This window comes from Sulfuricystis thermophila (genome assembly GCF_004323595.1).
Taxonomy (GTDB): Bacteria; Pseudomonadota; Gammaproteobacteria; order Burkholderiales; family Rhodocyclaceae; genus Sulfuricystis; species Sulfuricystis thermophila.
In genome coordinates this window covers 805697-820791 of sequence record NZ_AP019373.1, presented here as the reverse complement: position 1 = coordinate 820791, position 15095 = coordinate 805697, and the positions used below count along the sequence as shown (strand labels likewise).

The following is a 15095-nucleotide window of genomic DNA, read 5'->3' as shown; positions in this document are numbered from 1 at the left end:
TCGCGGGGACGCAAACCTGCTCGCCCTCGCCTTCGAAACCCGCTCGTGTTCCAATGGACAATCTGGGTTGAACGGCTTGCATTCTTACATATCTGACCCATTTTTTCGTTCATGGCCAGCGTCTTCTCCGCCCTCTTTCTCGTGCTGCTGGCACTCAGCAGTGCGCTGCGCATCTGGCTCGCTATTCGCCAGATGCGTCACGTCGCGGCGCATCGCGATGCGGTGCCGAGCGCTTTCGCCGAGCGCATTGCGCTTGCCGACCATCGCAAGGCCGCCGATTACACCGTGGCCAAACTGCGCCTCGGGCTGTTCGAACTGACGGCCGATACGCTGTTGCTGCTGGCCTTGACCTTCGGCGGCCTCCTCGCCGCTTTCGACCACTTCTGGCGCAGCCTCTTCCCTGCTGCCGGTATCCCCTACGGTCTCGCCCTGTTTGCCAGCGTCGGACTGACGGGCTTCCTCGTCGGTCTGCCCTTCACGCTCTGGCGCATCTTCGGCATCGAGGCGCGCTTCGGCTTCAACAAGATGACCCCGGCGCTCTTCGTCACCGATCTGATGAAGCAGCTCGTGCTGACCGTGCTGATCGGTGCGCCGCTCATCGCGCTCGTGCTCTGGCTGATGGAGGCAATGGGGCGATTTTGGTGGTTTGATGTCTGGCTCACTTGGCTCGCGTTCAACCTGCTGGTGCTGATCGTCTATCCGACCTTCATCGCACCGCTGTTCAACAAGTTCACGCCGCTTGCCGATGGCGAAGTGAAGCAGCGTGTCGCCGCGCTGCTCGAACGTTGCGGCTTTACCAGCGCAGGGCTGTTCGTGATGGATGGGTCGAAACGTTCCGCACATGGCAATGCCTATTTCACCGGCTTCGGCAAATCGAAGCGCATCGTCTTCTTCGACACGCTGCTCGATAAACTCACGCCGACCGAAACCGAAGCCGTGCTCGCCCATGAGCTCGGTCATTACAAACGCCGCCACATCGCCAAGCGCATCGCTGTGATGGCCGCACTGGCGCTGGCGGTACTCTGGCTGCTCGGCCAGCTCATCGACCAGCCGTGGTTATATGCCGGCTTGAAAGTCGGCGCTGACGGAACGGCACCGAACACTGCCATGGCGCTGATTCTTTTCTCGCTGGTGCTGCCGGTGTTCGCCTTTCCGCTCGCACCGCTGTTTTCGTGGCTGTCGCGCCGCCACGAATTCGAGGCCGATGCCTTCGCCGCGCAGCAAACCGATGCCAGGGCGCTGATCAGCGCCCTGGTCAAGCTCTACCGCGACAACGCAGCGACCTTGACGCCGGACCCGCTCTATTCGCTGTTTTACGACTCGCACCCGCCCGCGAGCCAACGCATCGCCCATCTCGAATCGTTTGTCCATAAGGAGCCCATACCATGCTGAACGAGCAGGAGATCGCTCATCGCCTTGCCGCGCTCGAGGGCTGGGCACGCCAAGACAATGCCATCGTCAAGACCTACCATTTCGCCAATTACCATGAGACGCTGGCCTTCGTGAATGCCCTCGCCTGGATCGCCCACCGCAGCGACCATCATCCCGATCTCGAGGTTGGCTACAACCGCTGCCGCGTGGCATTCACCACCCATAGCGCCGGCGGGCTCACCGACAAGGATTTCGCCAACGCAGCGCGCATCGACGCATTGTTCTTCACGCCGTGAGGTTGCGCAAGGACAATCCGCTCCCCGGCACGGGCAAGGACCCCGTCACCACCGCGAACATGAGTGACGGCGTCGTGACCGCCGCCTTTGGCCGTCATTACGAAGTCACGCTCGCCGACGGCCGCATCGTCATCGGCATTCCGCGCGGCAAGAAAAGCATCTATGCCTGCGGCGACCGCGTCAGCTTGGGCCAACTGCACTGCAACGAGGCGCCGATCCTCGCCCATCGGCCGAGAACCTCCTTGCTCTATCGCAGCGATCAATGGAAGCAGAAACTGATCGCCGCCAATGCCAGCCAAATCGTTCTGGTCGTCGCGACCGAACCGAGCTTTTCGCCGGAACTGATCTCCCGCGCGCTCGTCGCCGCAGCGCATGAAAAGCTGCGCTGTGTGATCGTCCTCAACAAATGCGACCTCACCGCCGGGCTGGAGGCGGCGCGCGCCGAACTCGAACCCTTCGCCCGGCTCGGTCTGCCGATCGTCGAACTCTCCGCCCGTCTCGACGCTTCCCCCCTGAAACCCTGGCTGGCCGGGCAGACATCGGTGCTGGTCGGCCAAAGCGGCATGGGCAAGTCGACGCTCGTCAATGCGTTGATTCCCGAAGCCGCTGCCGCGACGCGCGAGATTTCCACCGCACTCGATTCCGGCAAGCACACCACCACGCATACACGCCTCTACCCCCTGCCGGAAGGCGATGGCGCGCTGATCGACTCACCCGGCCTGCAGGCCTTTGGGCTCGCCCATCTGACGCGTGGCGAGATCGAGCTTGGTTTCGTCGAGTTTTTGCCGTATCTCGGTCACTGTCGTTTCCGCGACTGCCGCCACGAGAACGAACCCGATTGTGCGATCCGCGCCGCGGTTGCCGCCGGCAGGATCGACCCACGGCGGCTCGCGCACTTTCTCGCTATCGCCCGCGAAAACGAAAGCGCCCGCTTGCCCTGATCAGGGTACGCGTTTCTGCACAGCGCCATCCGCTGGGCTGCTGGCGGGTGCGTCCGCGCCCAACCGCGCATCGTGAGTGCCCGGCAGCGGCGCTTCCTGGATCTGAGGATTCCAGAAAAAGATCACGAAGACGATCGCGACGACCAGCGCGACGTTGAGCAGGATCAGAAAGAGTCGCATCTAATGCCCCGCCTCGAATCTGAAAGGCACGGCGATACGCTGACCGCCGCTTTCGACCAGCACCGTCGCCTGCCACAGCATGCGCCCGGTCACGCACACCGGCAGCGTTGCCTGACCGACATGGCGTTGCGCCGTGATCGCCCGCAGCGTCGGCCGGTTGTAACCCATGCTCATCTCCACCCCAGCGAAATCGACCTTCACACGCTCGGCCTCCAGTCCTTCGAGCGCTACCTCGACGTCGAGCGGCGTCGCCACCGGAATCGGCCGTGGTGAAAGCGAGAAGCTGAGGCGGCCACCGCCGGGCAGGCTGGCGGTGCACGGCGCCCGGTGCAGATCGCAGCCGGCGTCGGGCTGGACGAACAGATCCGCCTTCGGCAGCAACAGCGGCGAGAGCTTGTAGCCGATCGCCCCGATCAGGATCAGGGCGAGGATCATCGCGGCATCGACGAGCAGGGATTTGCGGGGCAACATCGCCCCCCAAAGGTATCACGCCCGGCAGGCAAAAAAAATGGCCGGTAACTTGATTCCGATCAAGGTCAAGCTCTGGAGCGGAGCCTAGATTGTGCGGCAAATTGTCGCAGCGGCGCTTTGTCGCACCCGGCCGCTGCGCATTTGGGTGTCGTCGATCAACTGATATGGGAGTCCAAGCATGAAAAAACTCACCCAGCGAACCGTGCCGCTGTTACTGGCCGCCGGCATGGGTCTCGCAGCGGCGACCGCATGGTCCGCCGAGACGCTGCAGGATGTGATGAAGCGGCGGAATTTGAGTCAGCAGGATTTGCTGGCGGCGGCGAAGACCTATGTGCCGACGGGGGGGCGCGATGAATTCGTCGCCTTCAGTTCGGGCGGACAGTCGGGCCAGATCATCGTCTATGGCATCCCCTCGATGCGCATTCTCAAGTATCTGGCGGTATTCACCCCCGAGCCCTGGCAGGGCTACGGCTATGACGAAGAGTCGAAGGCGGTGCTCGCCGGCGGCCGCATCGACGGCAAGGACATCACCTGGGGCGACACCCACCACCCGGCGATCTCCGAGACCAACGGCGAATCGGATGGCCAGTTCCTGTTCATCAACGACAAGGCCAACCCGCGCATCGCGGTGATCGACCTCAGGGACTTCGAGACCAAGCAGATCGTCGTCAACCCGATCTTCAAGTCCGAGCACGGCGGCGCCTTCGTCACGCCGAACACCGACTACGTCTTCGAAGCCTCGCAATACGCCGCCCCGCTCGAACCGCGCAAGTTCTATCCGCTCGAAGAGTTCAACGAGAAGTACCGCGGCGGCATGACCTACTGGAAGTTCGACCGCAAGGAAGGCCGCATCGTGCCGGCGGAATCCTTCTCCGTCGAACTACCGCCCTACTCGCAGGACCTGTCGGATGCCGGCAAGGGCCCGTCGGATGGCTGGAGCTTCACCAACTCGTTCTGCTCCGAGCGCTATGTGGGCGGCATCGAGAAGGGTCGTCCGCCCTATGAGGCCGGCTGCTCCGCCAAGGACACCGACTACCTGCACGTGATCAACTGGAAGCGCGCCGCCGAACTGGTCAAGGAAGGCAAGGCCAAGAAGATCAACGGCCACAACGTGCTACCGATGGACGTCGCGGTCAAGGAAGGCATCCTGTTCCTGATCCCCGAGCCGAAGAGCCCGCACGGCGTCGATGTCACCCCGGACGGCACCAAGATCATCGTCGCCGGCAAGCTCGACACCCATGTGTCGGTGTATAGCTTCGAGAAGATCATGGCCGCCATCAAGGCCGGCAAGTTCGAGTCGAAGGACCCCTATGGCATCCCGGTGCTCAGCATGAAGGACACGCTGCACACCCAGGTCTCGCTGGGTCTCGGCCCCCTGCACACGCAGTTCGATTCCAAGCCCTGCGTCGCCTACACCTCGCTGTATGTCGATTCGCAAGTGGCGAAATGGGACTTCTGCGAAGGCAAGGTGCTCGACAAGATCTCCGTCCATTACAACATCGGCCACCTGATGACGATGGAAGGCGATACCACCAAGCCGAAGGGCCGCTATCTGGTCGCGTTGAACAAGCTGTCGATCGACCGCTTCAATCCTGTGGGTCCCCTGCATCCGCAGAACCACCAGCTGATCGACATCAGCAACGACAAGATGCAGCTCCTTTACGACATGCCGTTGCCGCTGGGCGAGCCGCACTACGTCGTCGCCATCGACGCCAAGAAGCTCAAGCCGGCGATCCGCTACAAGCTCGGCACCAACAGCCGCACCGACAATCCGCACCCCGCCGCCGTCAAGGCCGGTGAGGAGCGCACCGTCAAGAAGGGCAACAAGGTCGAGGTGTTCGGCTCGCTGATCCGCTCGCACATCACGCCGGAAACCATCGAGGCCGAAGTGGGCGACGAGGTGACGATCCATCTGACCAACCTCGAACGCGCCCAGGACGAAACCCACGGCTTCACGGTGTCGACTTACAACGTCCATGCGTCCGTCGAACCCGGCAAGACCGTCACGGTGAAGTTCAAGGCCGACAAGGAAGGCGTCTATCCGTACTACTGCACGGAGTTCTGCTCGGCATTGCACCTCGAAATGCAGGGCTATCTGCTGGTCAAGCCGAAGGGCTGGAAGCCGTCCAAGACCACGCTCGCCGCCCAGGCCTATACGGAAGCCGACTACAAGGCCCAGCTGAAGAAGATCGCCGACACCCAGGCCGTCATCGACTCCGTCGTCGCCTTCATCACCTCGGTCAATTACAAGGACTTCCCGGATGCCGTCGCCATGGTCGAGGATGCCACCGACCAGCTCAACAAGATCCCCGAAGCCAAGAAGAAGCATGAGGAAGCCGCCGCCAAGAAGGACTGGGAACAGGCCGCCCTCTGGGCCGAACAGGTCTGGCAATACCAGGTCAAGGCCGCCGACCTCGGCCTGCGCGCCAAAACCTACCTCGAACAAAAAGGCGCCAAAAAAGTGAAGTAAGGCGGCAGAGGTTCGAGGCAGAGCAAAGGGGCGGGCAACCGCCCCTCTTTTTTTTGCCCGGAGCAAAATAGCGATCCATGCAAGACGGCAAGCCGACTTTCCCGACACCAGCATCGAGCCGCAGCCACCCGCTGTCGCTGGTCACGCATCCATTGGCTTTCATCCTGACCGGCATCGTGTGGACCGTGCTGGTGTTGTTTTCGCTGTGGACGCAGCGCGAGCAACTGAACCACACCGCCCAGGAGCTGGCGCGGATCGATGCGATCGCCAATCTCAAGAAGGACATGGCGATCCGCAAGTGGGCTTCGGAAGTCGGCGGCGTGTTCATCCGTGAGAGCCGCGCGCCCAGCGTCGACAGGTTCAGCGAGCAGGAACGCCTGCTGGCGCTGCGTTCGACCGGAGAACTCGACAAGCTGATCTCGCTGACCTCGATCCACATTCTGATGGGCATCCAGGAAGTCAGCAACAAACTCTACGGCAGCAAGGAACGCCTGACCTCGCTGCAGCTCACCAACCGCGACAATGCACCGGACGAATGGGAAGCCCAGGCGCTGAAAGCCTTGCAGGGCGGTTCGCAGATCGTCGCCGAGGCGATGCCGAAGAAAAAAGGCCATGGCCTGATGCGCGTGATGATCCCGATGCGCATGGACGAGGAATGCCTCGAATGCCATCGCGAAACCCTGATCCCCGTCGGCGGGTTGCGCGGCGGCGCGGCCGTGACGATCGACCTCAACACCTACTGGAACGCGCAGGAGCCGACCTGGCGGACGATCCAGTACTGGCACATCGGCATCTGGCTGGCCGGCATGATCACCCTGCTCGCCTACTGGATTTTCCTGCGCCGTCGCGCCGCGGAACACGTGCAACTGGAAATGGAGCGGCGCGCCAACGAAGACACGCTGAAAAAGCACAAGGAACGGCTCGAAGCCTCGGAAGCGCGCTTGCGCGAGCTGGCAGCGTTCCTGCAGACCGTGCGTGAAGAAGAGCGTACGCGCATCGCCCGCGAGCTGCACGACGAACTGGGGCAGGCGCTCACCGCCTTGCGTTTCGATCTCGGCTGGCTGCGCAACAAGTGCAGCGCCTCGAACCTGGGCAGCCCGGCGGCAGAACGGGTCGGCGCAGCCCTTTCCGTCGTCGAGCAGAGCATCGTCTCATTACGTCGCATCTCGGAAGACCTGCGACCGGCGATGCTCGACAGCCTGGGACTGGCCGCCGCGATCGAGCATCACGTCGCGCAATTCAGCGAGCGCACCGGCATCGACTGCCAGCTGCGGATGAACCGCGAAGAATTCGATCTGCCGGGAGAGATTGCCACTGCCGTGTTCCGCATCGTCCAGGAAGCACTGACCAACGTCGCCCGCCATGCCCATGCCCAAACGGTGACCGTCCTCATCGAGGAAACCGACCAGGGCATTCATCTGCGCGTCGAAGACGACGGACAGGGGTTCACGAGCCTACAAGGCAACGATGGCAAGAAGCATTTCGGCGTGATCGGCATGCGCGAGCGCGCCGCCATCCTGGGCGGCCATCTCGATATCGAAAGCCAGCCGGGCCGAGGCACGCGCATCGATGGCTGGCTACCACTCGCAAAGGAATCCCACGATGATCAAAGTCCTGATCGCTGATGATCACGCGATTTTGCGCGCCGGATTGAAACAGATTCTCTCCGAAACGCCCGACATCGTCGTCGGCGGCGAGGCCGCCAATGGTCACGAAACGCTCGCCAAGGCGCAAGCCGAACCCTGGGACGTGCTGCTGCTGGACATGACGATGCCCGGCCGAAGCGGCATCGAGCTGATCAAGCAGCTCAAACAGCTCGTTCCGCGCCTGCCGATCCTGATCCTTAGCATGCACAAGGAGGACGTGTATGCGGTACGGGCGCTCAAGGCCGGCGCTTCCGGCTATCTGTGCAAGGACAATGCCGAGGATCAGCTGGTCGCGGCATTGCGCAAGGTGGCGGGCGGCGGCCTCTACATCACCCCGACGGTCGCCGAGAAACTGGCGCTCGACATGCTGCAGGGAGACGATGCCGACACGCCACCGCACCTGCGCCTTTCCGATCGGGAGTATCAGGTCTTTCAGGCCCTGGTCGCGGGCGAGAGCGTCTCTGAGATCGCCGAACGGCTGAATCTGAGCGTCAAGACGGTCAGCACCCACAAGATGCACATCCTCGAAAAGATGCGCTGCGAGAACATCGCCGAGCTGGTTCGCTATGCGGTGCGACAAGGGCTGCTGCCCGAAAGCTGAAGTACCCTGTCGACAATAGGAATTTTCCTACCTGCCAAATCAGCCTGAGCCGATTCTGTTTCCCGAACGCGAAAACTAGTATGCTGTCAGTGCGACAAGTTGTCGCATGCGGCCGGTTGCCGCATGTGGCGATGTGCCGCGACTTTGCGTGATTTTTATCGGGAGGCAGATCATGAAGAGATTCAGCCAGCGAGCCATACCATGGTTGATGGCGGCAGGTTTGGGAGTATCGGTGATGGGCTCGGCGTTTGGCGCCGAGACGCTGCAGGATGTGATGAAGCGGCGGAATTTGAGTCAGCAGGATTTGCTGGCGGCGGCGAAGACCTATGTGCCGACGGGGGGGCGCGATGAATTCGTCGCCTTCAGTTCGGGCGGACAGTCGGGCCAGATCATCGTCTATGGCATCCCCTCGATGCGCATTCTCAAGTATCTGGCGGTATTCACCCCCGAGCCCTGGCAGGGCTACGGCTATGACGAAGAGTCGAAGGCGGTGCTCGCCGGCGGCCGCATCGACGGCAAGGACATCACCTGGGGCGACACCCACCACCCGGCGATCTCCGAGACCAACGGCGAATCGGATGGCCAGTTCCTGTTCATCAACGACAAGGCCAACCCGCGCATCGCGGTGATCGACCTCAGGGACTTCGAGACCAAGCAGATCGTCGTCAACCCGATCTTCAAGTCCGAGCACGGCGGCGCCTTCGTCACGCCGAACACCGACTACGTCTTCGAAGCCTCGCAATACGCCGCCCCGCTCGAACCGCGCAAGTTCTATCCGCTCGAAGAGTTCAACGAGAAGTACCGCGGCGGCATGACCTACTGGAAGTTCGACCGCAAGGAAGGCCGCATCGTGCCGGCGGAATCCTTCTCCGTCGAACTACCGCCCTACTCGCAGGACCTGTCGGATGCCGGCAAGGGCCCGTCGGATGGCTGGAGCTTCACCAACTCGTTCTGCTCCGAGCGCTATGTGGGCGGCATCGAGAAGGGTCGTCCGCCCTATGAGGCCGGCTGCTCCGCCAAGGACACCGACTACCTGCACGTGATCAACTGGAAGCGCGCCGCCGAACTGGTCAAGGAAGGCAAGGCCAAGAAGATCAACGGCCACAACGTGCTACCGATGGACGTCGCGGTCAAGGAAGGCATCCTGTTCCTGATCCCCGAGCCGAAGAGCCCGCACGGCGTCGATGTCACCCCGGACGGCACCAAGATCATCGTCGCCGGCAAGCTCGACACCCATGTGTCGGTGTATAGCTTCGAGAAGATCATGGCCGCCATCAAGGCCGGCAAGTTCGAGTCGAAGGACCCCTATGGCATCCCGGTGCTCAGCATGAAGGACACGCTGCACACCCAGGTCTCGCTGGGTCTCGGCCCCCTGCACACGCAGTTCGATTCCAAGCCCTGCGTCGCCTACACCTCGCTGTATGTCGATTCGCAAGTGGCGAAATGGGACTTCTGCGAAGGCAAGGTGCTCGACAAGATCTCCGTCCATTACAACATCGGCCACCTGATGACGATGGAAGGCGATACCACCAAGCCGAAGGGCCGCTATCTGGTCGCGTTGAACAAGCTGTCGATCGACCGCTTCAATCCTGTGGGTCCCCTGCATCCGCAGAACCACCAGCTGATCGACATCAGCAACGACAAGATGCAGCTCCTTTACGACATGCCGTTGCCGCTGGGCGAGCCGCACTACGTCGTCGCCATCGACGCCAAGAAGCTCAAGCCGGCGATCCGCTACAAGCTCGGCACCAACAGCCGCACCGACAATCCGCACCCCGCCGCCGTCAAGGCCGGTGAGGAGCGCACCGTCAAGAAGGGCAACAAGGTCGAGGTGTTCGGCTCGCTGATCCGCTCGCACATCACGCCGGAAACCATCGAGGCCGAAGTGGGCGACGAGGTGACGATCCATCTGACCAACCTCGAACGCGCCCAGGACGAAACCCACGGCTTCACGGTGTCGACTTACAACGTCCATGCGTCCGTCGAACCCGGCAAGACCGTCACGGTGAAGTTCAAGGCCGACAAGGAAGGCGTCTATCCGTACTACTGCACGGAGTTCTGCTCGGCATTGCACCTCGAAATGCAGGGCTATCTGCTGGTCAAGCCGAAGGGCTGGAAGCCGTCCAAGACCACGCTCGCCGCCCAGGCCTATACGGAAGCCGACTACAAGGCCCAGCTGAAGAAGATCGCCGACACCCAGGCCGTCATCGACTCCGTCGTCGCCTTCATCACCTCGGTCAATTACAAGGACTTCCCGGATGCCGTCGCCATGGTCGAGGATGCCACCGACCAGCTCAACAAGATCCCCGAAGCCAAGAAGAAGCATGAGGAAGCCGCCGCCAAGAAGGACTGGGAACAGGCCGCCCTCTGGGCCGAACAGGTCTGGCAATACCAGGTCAAGGCCGCCGACCTCGGCCTGCGCGCCAAAACCTACCTCGAACAAAAAGGCGCCAAAAAAGTGAAGTAAGGCGAGTGGCCATTGTTGAGTAAATTGATCTAGTTCAAGGAACCCGCCGGGTGAATCGATCAGAATGCGATTCACCCGGTCTACCCAAGGAAAGGAAACCCCGATGATGCTGAAAGGAACCCTCACGACGGTGCTCGCGCTGGCCATTTCCGCCCCGGTTTTCGCTGCTGATGGCGCGACGCTTTACAAGGAAAAAACCTGCTTCACCTGTCATGGCAAAGATGCCAAGACGCCGATCATGCCCAGCTATCCGAAGCTCGCCGGACAGAACGCCGAATATGCGCTGCAGCAGATGAAAGACATCAAGAGCGGCGCGCGCAACAATGGCCAGACCGCGGCGATGAAGGGCGTGATGCACCTCGTCAATGACGAGGAGATGAAGGCGATCGCCGAATATCTGTCCAAGTTGAAGTAAATCGGAATCTTCCGATAGAAAGAATCGGAGGCAACCAATGGAGCAGGCAATCTCGTTTGGATATGCTGCTCTCCCTGATAGCCGACAGGGGTTGGCGTCATTTCACAGAGAAAGGAAACCCAGCATGAAGAAAGTCATCACCTTGGCCATCGCGGCCGCCCTGCTCCCCGCAACCGCAGCACTTGCCCAAGTGCCAGCGCAGAAGAAGTCTGGCATCGAGAGCAAGGACTATCAATGGAACAAGATGGAAGGCAAGAAGGCCGAAGCTCTCCATCTCAAAGGCGATCCGAAGGCAGGTGAGGAAAGCTATGAGGTCTGCGGCGGCTGCCATTTGCCCAATGGCGCCGGCCGTGACGATGGCACCTTCCCGCAGCTCGCCGGCCAGCACGCGACCGTATTGCTCAAGCAGATGGCCGACATCGTCGAGGGCTTACGCGACAACCCGACGATGTATCCGTTCGCCAAGGAAGCCCTGAAGGATCCTCAGGAGCTCGCCAATACCGCGGCCTACATCCAGACGCTCTGCATCCCGACCGACCACGGCAAATACGAAGGTCCCGATGCTGCGCAGCAAATCGCCAAGGGCAAAGAGCTCTATGAAAAGCAATGCAAGGAATGCCACGGCATGCACGGTGAAGGCAATGCCGAGAAGTTCTATCCGGTCATCGCCGGTCAGCATTACAAGTATCTGCTGCGTCAAATGACCGAGATCCGCGACGGCAAGCGCCGCAACGCCAACCCGGACATGGTGAAGGTGATCAAACCCTATACCAATGACCAACTGGTGGCGATCTCGGCCTATCAGGCGAGCCTGTCGATGCCCGGCAAGATGTGCGCGGCCAAGCCCGCAGCCAAGGGCGGCAAGAAGAAGTAAGCCGCATATTTCGCCCTGGGGGGGAGGGCGAGCAGTTTTTTCGGTATTCTGTAGGTATCCTGGCATCCCGTCCGCGCTCGCGGACGGGCCCCTCAATCGAAGAGAACGGACATGCAAGCAAACAACAAACTGATCGGCGGACTGACCCTGATCGCGCTGATCGCGATGATCGCCGCCTATTTCACCCCGATCTGGTGGGTTTCGCTCACGGCCCCCAACTACCCGAAGGATGCTTTCCCGGATGGCATCCGCATCCATTTCCACTTCGACGGCGTCTATAACGGCTGCAAGGCCGCCGGCAAGGGCAGCCGCATGGCCGAGGAAGTGATCCAGTCCGACATTCAAGGCAGTGAAGAGCGCTACAACCCGATTCTCGATCAGAAGAAGAAAGTCGATACCGGCGCGCAGGGCCTGGACTGCGTGCATGAGATGAACACCATCAACCACTACGTCGGCATGTTCCCGATCGCCACCGGCGCACCGGTCGAGAAGCCGCTGGCGAAGTTCTTCTTCGGCTTTTTCGCGGTGATGCTGCTCGGCTTCATGTGCACCGACAAAAAGCGTCGTCTGGCGATCCTGACACTGGGCTTTGCCGCCGTCGCCGCGTGGGCGATCGTCGATCAGTACGTGCTCGGCCATCTCGCTAGCCATGTCAAGGAATACATGGAGGAGACCGGCACCTTCTTCCGCGAGCCGGAAAAAATCCAGGTCTGGGGCGACAACGTCTGGCGCATCACCGGTTATGTGATCGCCGGCATGATCGTGGCGATGCTGATCGTCATCATCGGCGTCTGGAAGGGGCCGCGCAAGTTCGAACTGCTGCTGGCGCTGGTGCCGGCCCTGCTGCCGCTCTATTTCGTGATCGAATATTCTGCCTGGCTGTGGTTCTTCGGTCACAACCTGCACCCGTGGGGCGCATTCACCGTCAAACCCTTCATGCCCACCGTGTTCGGCGAAGGCAAGGTTGCGCAGTTCTCGACCTATTCCTACCCGTATTGGGGTTACGGACTGCTGTTGATCGTCTTCGTCTGCCTGATGCTGGCGCTCTTGATGCGGCGCAAGCAGCTGAATCAGCCAGCGGGGAGCTGAGATGGCGCGCTGGCGGTCGATCGTGCCGGGTCTGATGCTCGGCGGCTTCTCGCTGCTCGTCACCGCGCAAGGGGTGAGCGACAAGGTCGGCATCGGCGAGACCTCCGGCCGCTTGGGCGAAACGGCCGACCTGTCGAACGCGCCGCGCGTCACGATCGATCGGCCCAAACCCACCTATCCGCTCTACGAGCGCGACAAACGGATGCATGGCTATCCGCCGTTCCAGGCGCTCGTCGATGCCGCGCCGGCCGGCTCGGTGCTGAAAGTACCCCCCGGCAACTACGCCGGGCCGGTGGTCGTCAAGAAACCGCTCGTCATCGACGGAGAGGGCAAGGTGACGATCGATGCCGGCGATCGTGGCACGGTGTTCTCGCTGGAAACCGATGGGGCAGTCTTGCGTGGCATGCATCTGACGGGTTCCGGCGCCAACCACGACACCGATGATTCCTGCCTCGACGTGCGCGGCCACAACAACGTGATCGAGAATCTGCAGATCGACAACTGCCTGTTCGGCATCGACCTCAAGCAGTCGAGCAACAACATCGTGCGTGGCAACCGCATCTCCTCGAAACCCTTCGATCTGGGTATCCGTGGAGATGGCATCCGCCTCTGGTACAGCAACAACAACCTGATCGAAAACAACCTCGTCACCGATTCGCGCGACAACGTCGCCTGGTATTCGCATCGCAACATCTACCGCGGCAACGAAGGACGGCGCAGCCGCTATTCGATCCACTTCATGTTCGCCAACAACAACATCGTCGAGAACAACCGTTTCTACGACAATGCAGTCGGCATCTATTTCATGTACATGGAGGGCGGCGGCGCGCGCAACAACATCATCTCGCATGCCACCGGTGCGACCGGCATGGCGCTCGGCTTCAAGGAAGCCTCGGACATCTTCATCGAGAACAACGAGATCATCTACAGCGCCGTGGGCGTCGGCTCGGATCTGTCGCCGTTCCAGCCGAACACGACGATCCGCTTCAAGGGCAATCGTTTCGCCTACAACGGCATCGCAGTGCAACTGACCAGCGAACTCGGCGGCAACTTCCTCGACGACAATATCTTCGAAGGCAATCTGACCGACATCTATCAGGCCGGACGCGGCCAGGGCGACAAAAACACCTGGCGCGGCAACTACTTCGACACCTATCAGGGTTTCGACAAGGATGGGGATGGCTATGGCGACACGCCGCACGAGGAGTACGCCTACGCCGACCAGATCTGGATGGAAACACCGCCGGCCCGTTTCTTCAAGACTTCGCCGGTACTCGAGCTGCTCGATTTCCTCGAACGGCTGGCCCCGATCACCTCTCCCGAACTGCAGGCGCGCGACCCGAAACCGCGCATGCACAAACCCGCGAGGAATGCAGGATGAGCGAAGACGACACCCCCAAAGTCGGCGCTGCTGACACGGCACCCCCGCCCCCCCAGGGAGCCCCCGGCGCCAAACCGCCCCTTTCCAAGGAGCGGCGCCTGCAGGCGCGCCGCCGCTTCATGCGCACCATCCTGCTCGGTGGCGGCGTGTTCGGCGCTGCGCTGTCGGGCTTTCTGCCCGTCGCCTATGCGCAGAAGAAACGCCTGCGCCCGCCCGGTGCGCTCGATGAAAAGGATTTTCTCGCCAGCTGCATCAAGTGCGGACAATGCGTGCAGGTCTGCCCGGTGAATGCGATCAAACTCGCCGACCTTGCCGATGGCTTCGGCGTCGGCGTGCCCTACATCGAAGCGCGCGAGCAAGCCTGCGATTTTTCCTGCGACGCGGTGCAGTGCATCCTCGCCTGCCCAACCGGGGCGCTGACCTACAAGAAGCCGGCCTACATGAGCGTACGCCCGGGTGCGAAGCTGGCTGAAAAGCCGATTTTGCTCGCCAAGGAGAAAGACCCCGAGCCGACGCTCAATCTCACCGAACGCATCGGTGTCGCCCGGCTCACCCGTCCCGAATCCTGCCTCGCGATGCAAGGCAAGGGCTTCAAGGGGCAGGCGCGCGGCCCCGACTTCAAGGGCGAGCTGCGCTACATGAGCGTCGATCGCTGGCGGCCGATCAAGGTCGCCGACCATCCCTATGATGTCGAACTGTGCGATTTGTGCGTGCAGGCTTGCCCGATCAAGGGTGCGATCAGTCTGGAAACCGTGTTCGCGCCGGATGGCAGCCAACGAAAGACGCCCGTCGTGCATGAGCCCTGTGTCGGCTGCGGGGTCTGCGAGATGATCTGCCCGACCGAGCCGGCGAGCATCGAGGTCATACCCGGCGAAGGCTGGAGGACTTAAGGT

14 protein-coding genes are annotated in these 15095 nt (G+C 61.6%); 12 read left to right on the top strand and 2 right to left on the bottom strand.

Translation table 11 applies throughout. The annotated features are described in order from the left end of the window. The first annotated feature begins 111 nt into the window (after positions 1-111). From M52SOB_RS04205 to rsgA, 3 genes are read left to right on the top strand one after another with little or no spacing between them, the layout of a single operon-like run. Entirely contained in the window at positions 112-1392 is a 1281-nt protein-coding gene (locus M52SOB_RS04205; protein ID WP_131110712.1) for a M48 family metallopeptidase, read from the top strand. Next, entirely contained in the window at positions 1386-1667 is a 282-nt protein-coding gene (locus tag M52SOB_RS04200) for a 4a-hydroxytetrahydrobiopterin dehydratase (protein WP_131110711.1), read from the top strand. The genes M52SOB_RS04205 and M52SOB_RS04200 overlap by 7 nt, the downstream gene beginning before the upstream one ends. 59 nt (positions 1668-1726) lie before the next feature. After that, entirely contained in the window at positions 1727-2608 is an 882-nt protein-coding gene (rsgA, locus tag M52SOB_RS04195; RefSeq protein ID WP_131112428.1) for a ribosome small subunit-dependent GTPase A, read from the top strand. Here the strand turns inward: rsgA and M52SOB_RS04190 are convergent, their stop codons facing one another. Together M52SOB_RS04190 and M52SOB_RS04185 are read right to left on the bottom strand one after the other, a co-directional pair. Then, positions 2609-2788 carry a hypothetical protein gene (locus tag M52SOB_RS04190; RefSeq protein WP_131110710.1) on the bottom strand — a complete coding sequence of 60 codons (180 nt, stop codon included), beginning with the start codon at positions 2786-2788 and terminating at the stop codon, positions 2609-2611. Next, entirely contained in the window at positions 2789-3259 is a 471-nt protein-coding gene (locus M52SOB_RS04185; RefSeq protein ID WP_284155198.1) for a hypothetical protein, read from the bottom strand. It lies immediately after the preceding gene. Between the two features lie 178 nt (positions 3260-3437). On the opposite strand from M52SOB_RS04185, the gene nosZ (M52SOB_RS04180) reads away from it, so the two are divergent. The 9 genes from nosZ (M52SOB_RS04180) (at position 3438) to M52SOB_RS04140 (ending at position 15092) form a co-directional block, all read left to right on the top strand. Further along, a complete protein-coding gene (nosZ, locus tag M52SOB_RS04180) occupies positions 3438-5729 on the top strand; it encodes a Sec-dependent nitrous-oxide reductase (protein ID WP_131110709.1) in 2292 nt (763 codons plus the stop codon). Between the two features lie 77 nt (positions 5730-5806). Then, on the top strand, positions 5807-7354 hold the full coding sequence (locus M52SOB_RS04175; protein ID WP_131110708.1) for a histidine kinase: 1548 nt from the start codon (positions 5807-5809) through the stop codon (positions 7352-7354). Beyond that, on the top strand, positions 7332-7976 hold the full coding sequence (locus tag M52SOB_RS04170) for a response regulator (protein ID WP_131110707.1): 645 nt from the start codon (positions 7332-7334) through the stop codon (positions 7974-7976). The genes M52SOB_RS04175 and M52SOB_RS04170 overlap by 23 nt, the downstream gene beginning before the upstream one ends. 172 nt (positions 7977-8148) lie before the next feature. Then, positions 8149-10443, top strand: coding sequence for a Sec-dependent nitrous-oxide reductase (nosZ, locus tag M52SOB_RS04165; protein ID WP_131110706.1), 2295 nt, complete (start codon positions 8149-8151; stop codon positions 10441-10443). Between the two features lie 103 nt (positions 10444-10546). Further along, positions 10547-10858: a c-type cytochrome gene (locus M52SOB_RS04160; protein ID WP_284155197.1), complete on the top strand. Its 312-nt coding sequence runs from the start codon at positions 10547-10549 to the stop codon at positions 10856-10858. 124 nt (positions 10859-10982) lie between these two features. Continuing rightward, positions 10983-11732, top strand: coding sequence for a c-type cytochrome (locus tag M52SOB_RS04155; RefSeq protein ID WP_131110705.1), 750 nt, complete (start codon positions 10983-10985; stop codon positions 11730-11732). Positions 11733-11843: 111 nt separating this feature from the next. After that, entirely contained in the window at positions 11844-12821 is a 978-nt protein-coding gene (locus tag M52SOB_RS04150; RefSeq protein WP_131110704.1) for a hypothetical protein, read from the top strand. A gap of 1 nt (position 12822) precedes the next feature. Continuing rightward, positions 12823-14202, top strand: a complete 1380-nt coding sequence (nosD, locus tag M52SOB_RS04145) for a nitrous oxide reductase family maturation protein NosD (RefSeq protein WP_284155196.1) — start codon at positions 12823-12825, stop codon at positions 14200-14202. Further along, complete coding sequence (locus M52SOB_RS04140; protein WP_284155195.1) at positions 14199-15092, top strand: 4Fe-4S dicluster domain-containing protein; 894 nt, start codon at positions 14199-14201, stop codon at positions 15090-15092. The genes nosD and M52SOB_RS04140 overlap by 4 nt, the downstream gene beginning before the upstream one ends. Positions 15093-15095 lie beyond the last annotated feature (3 nt).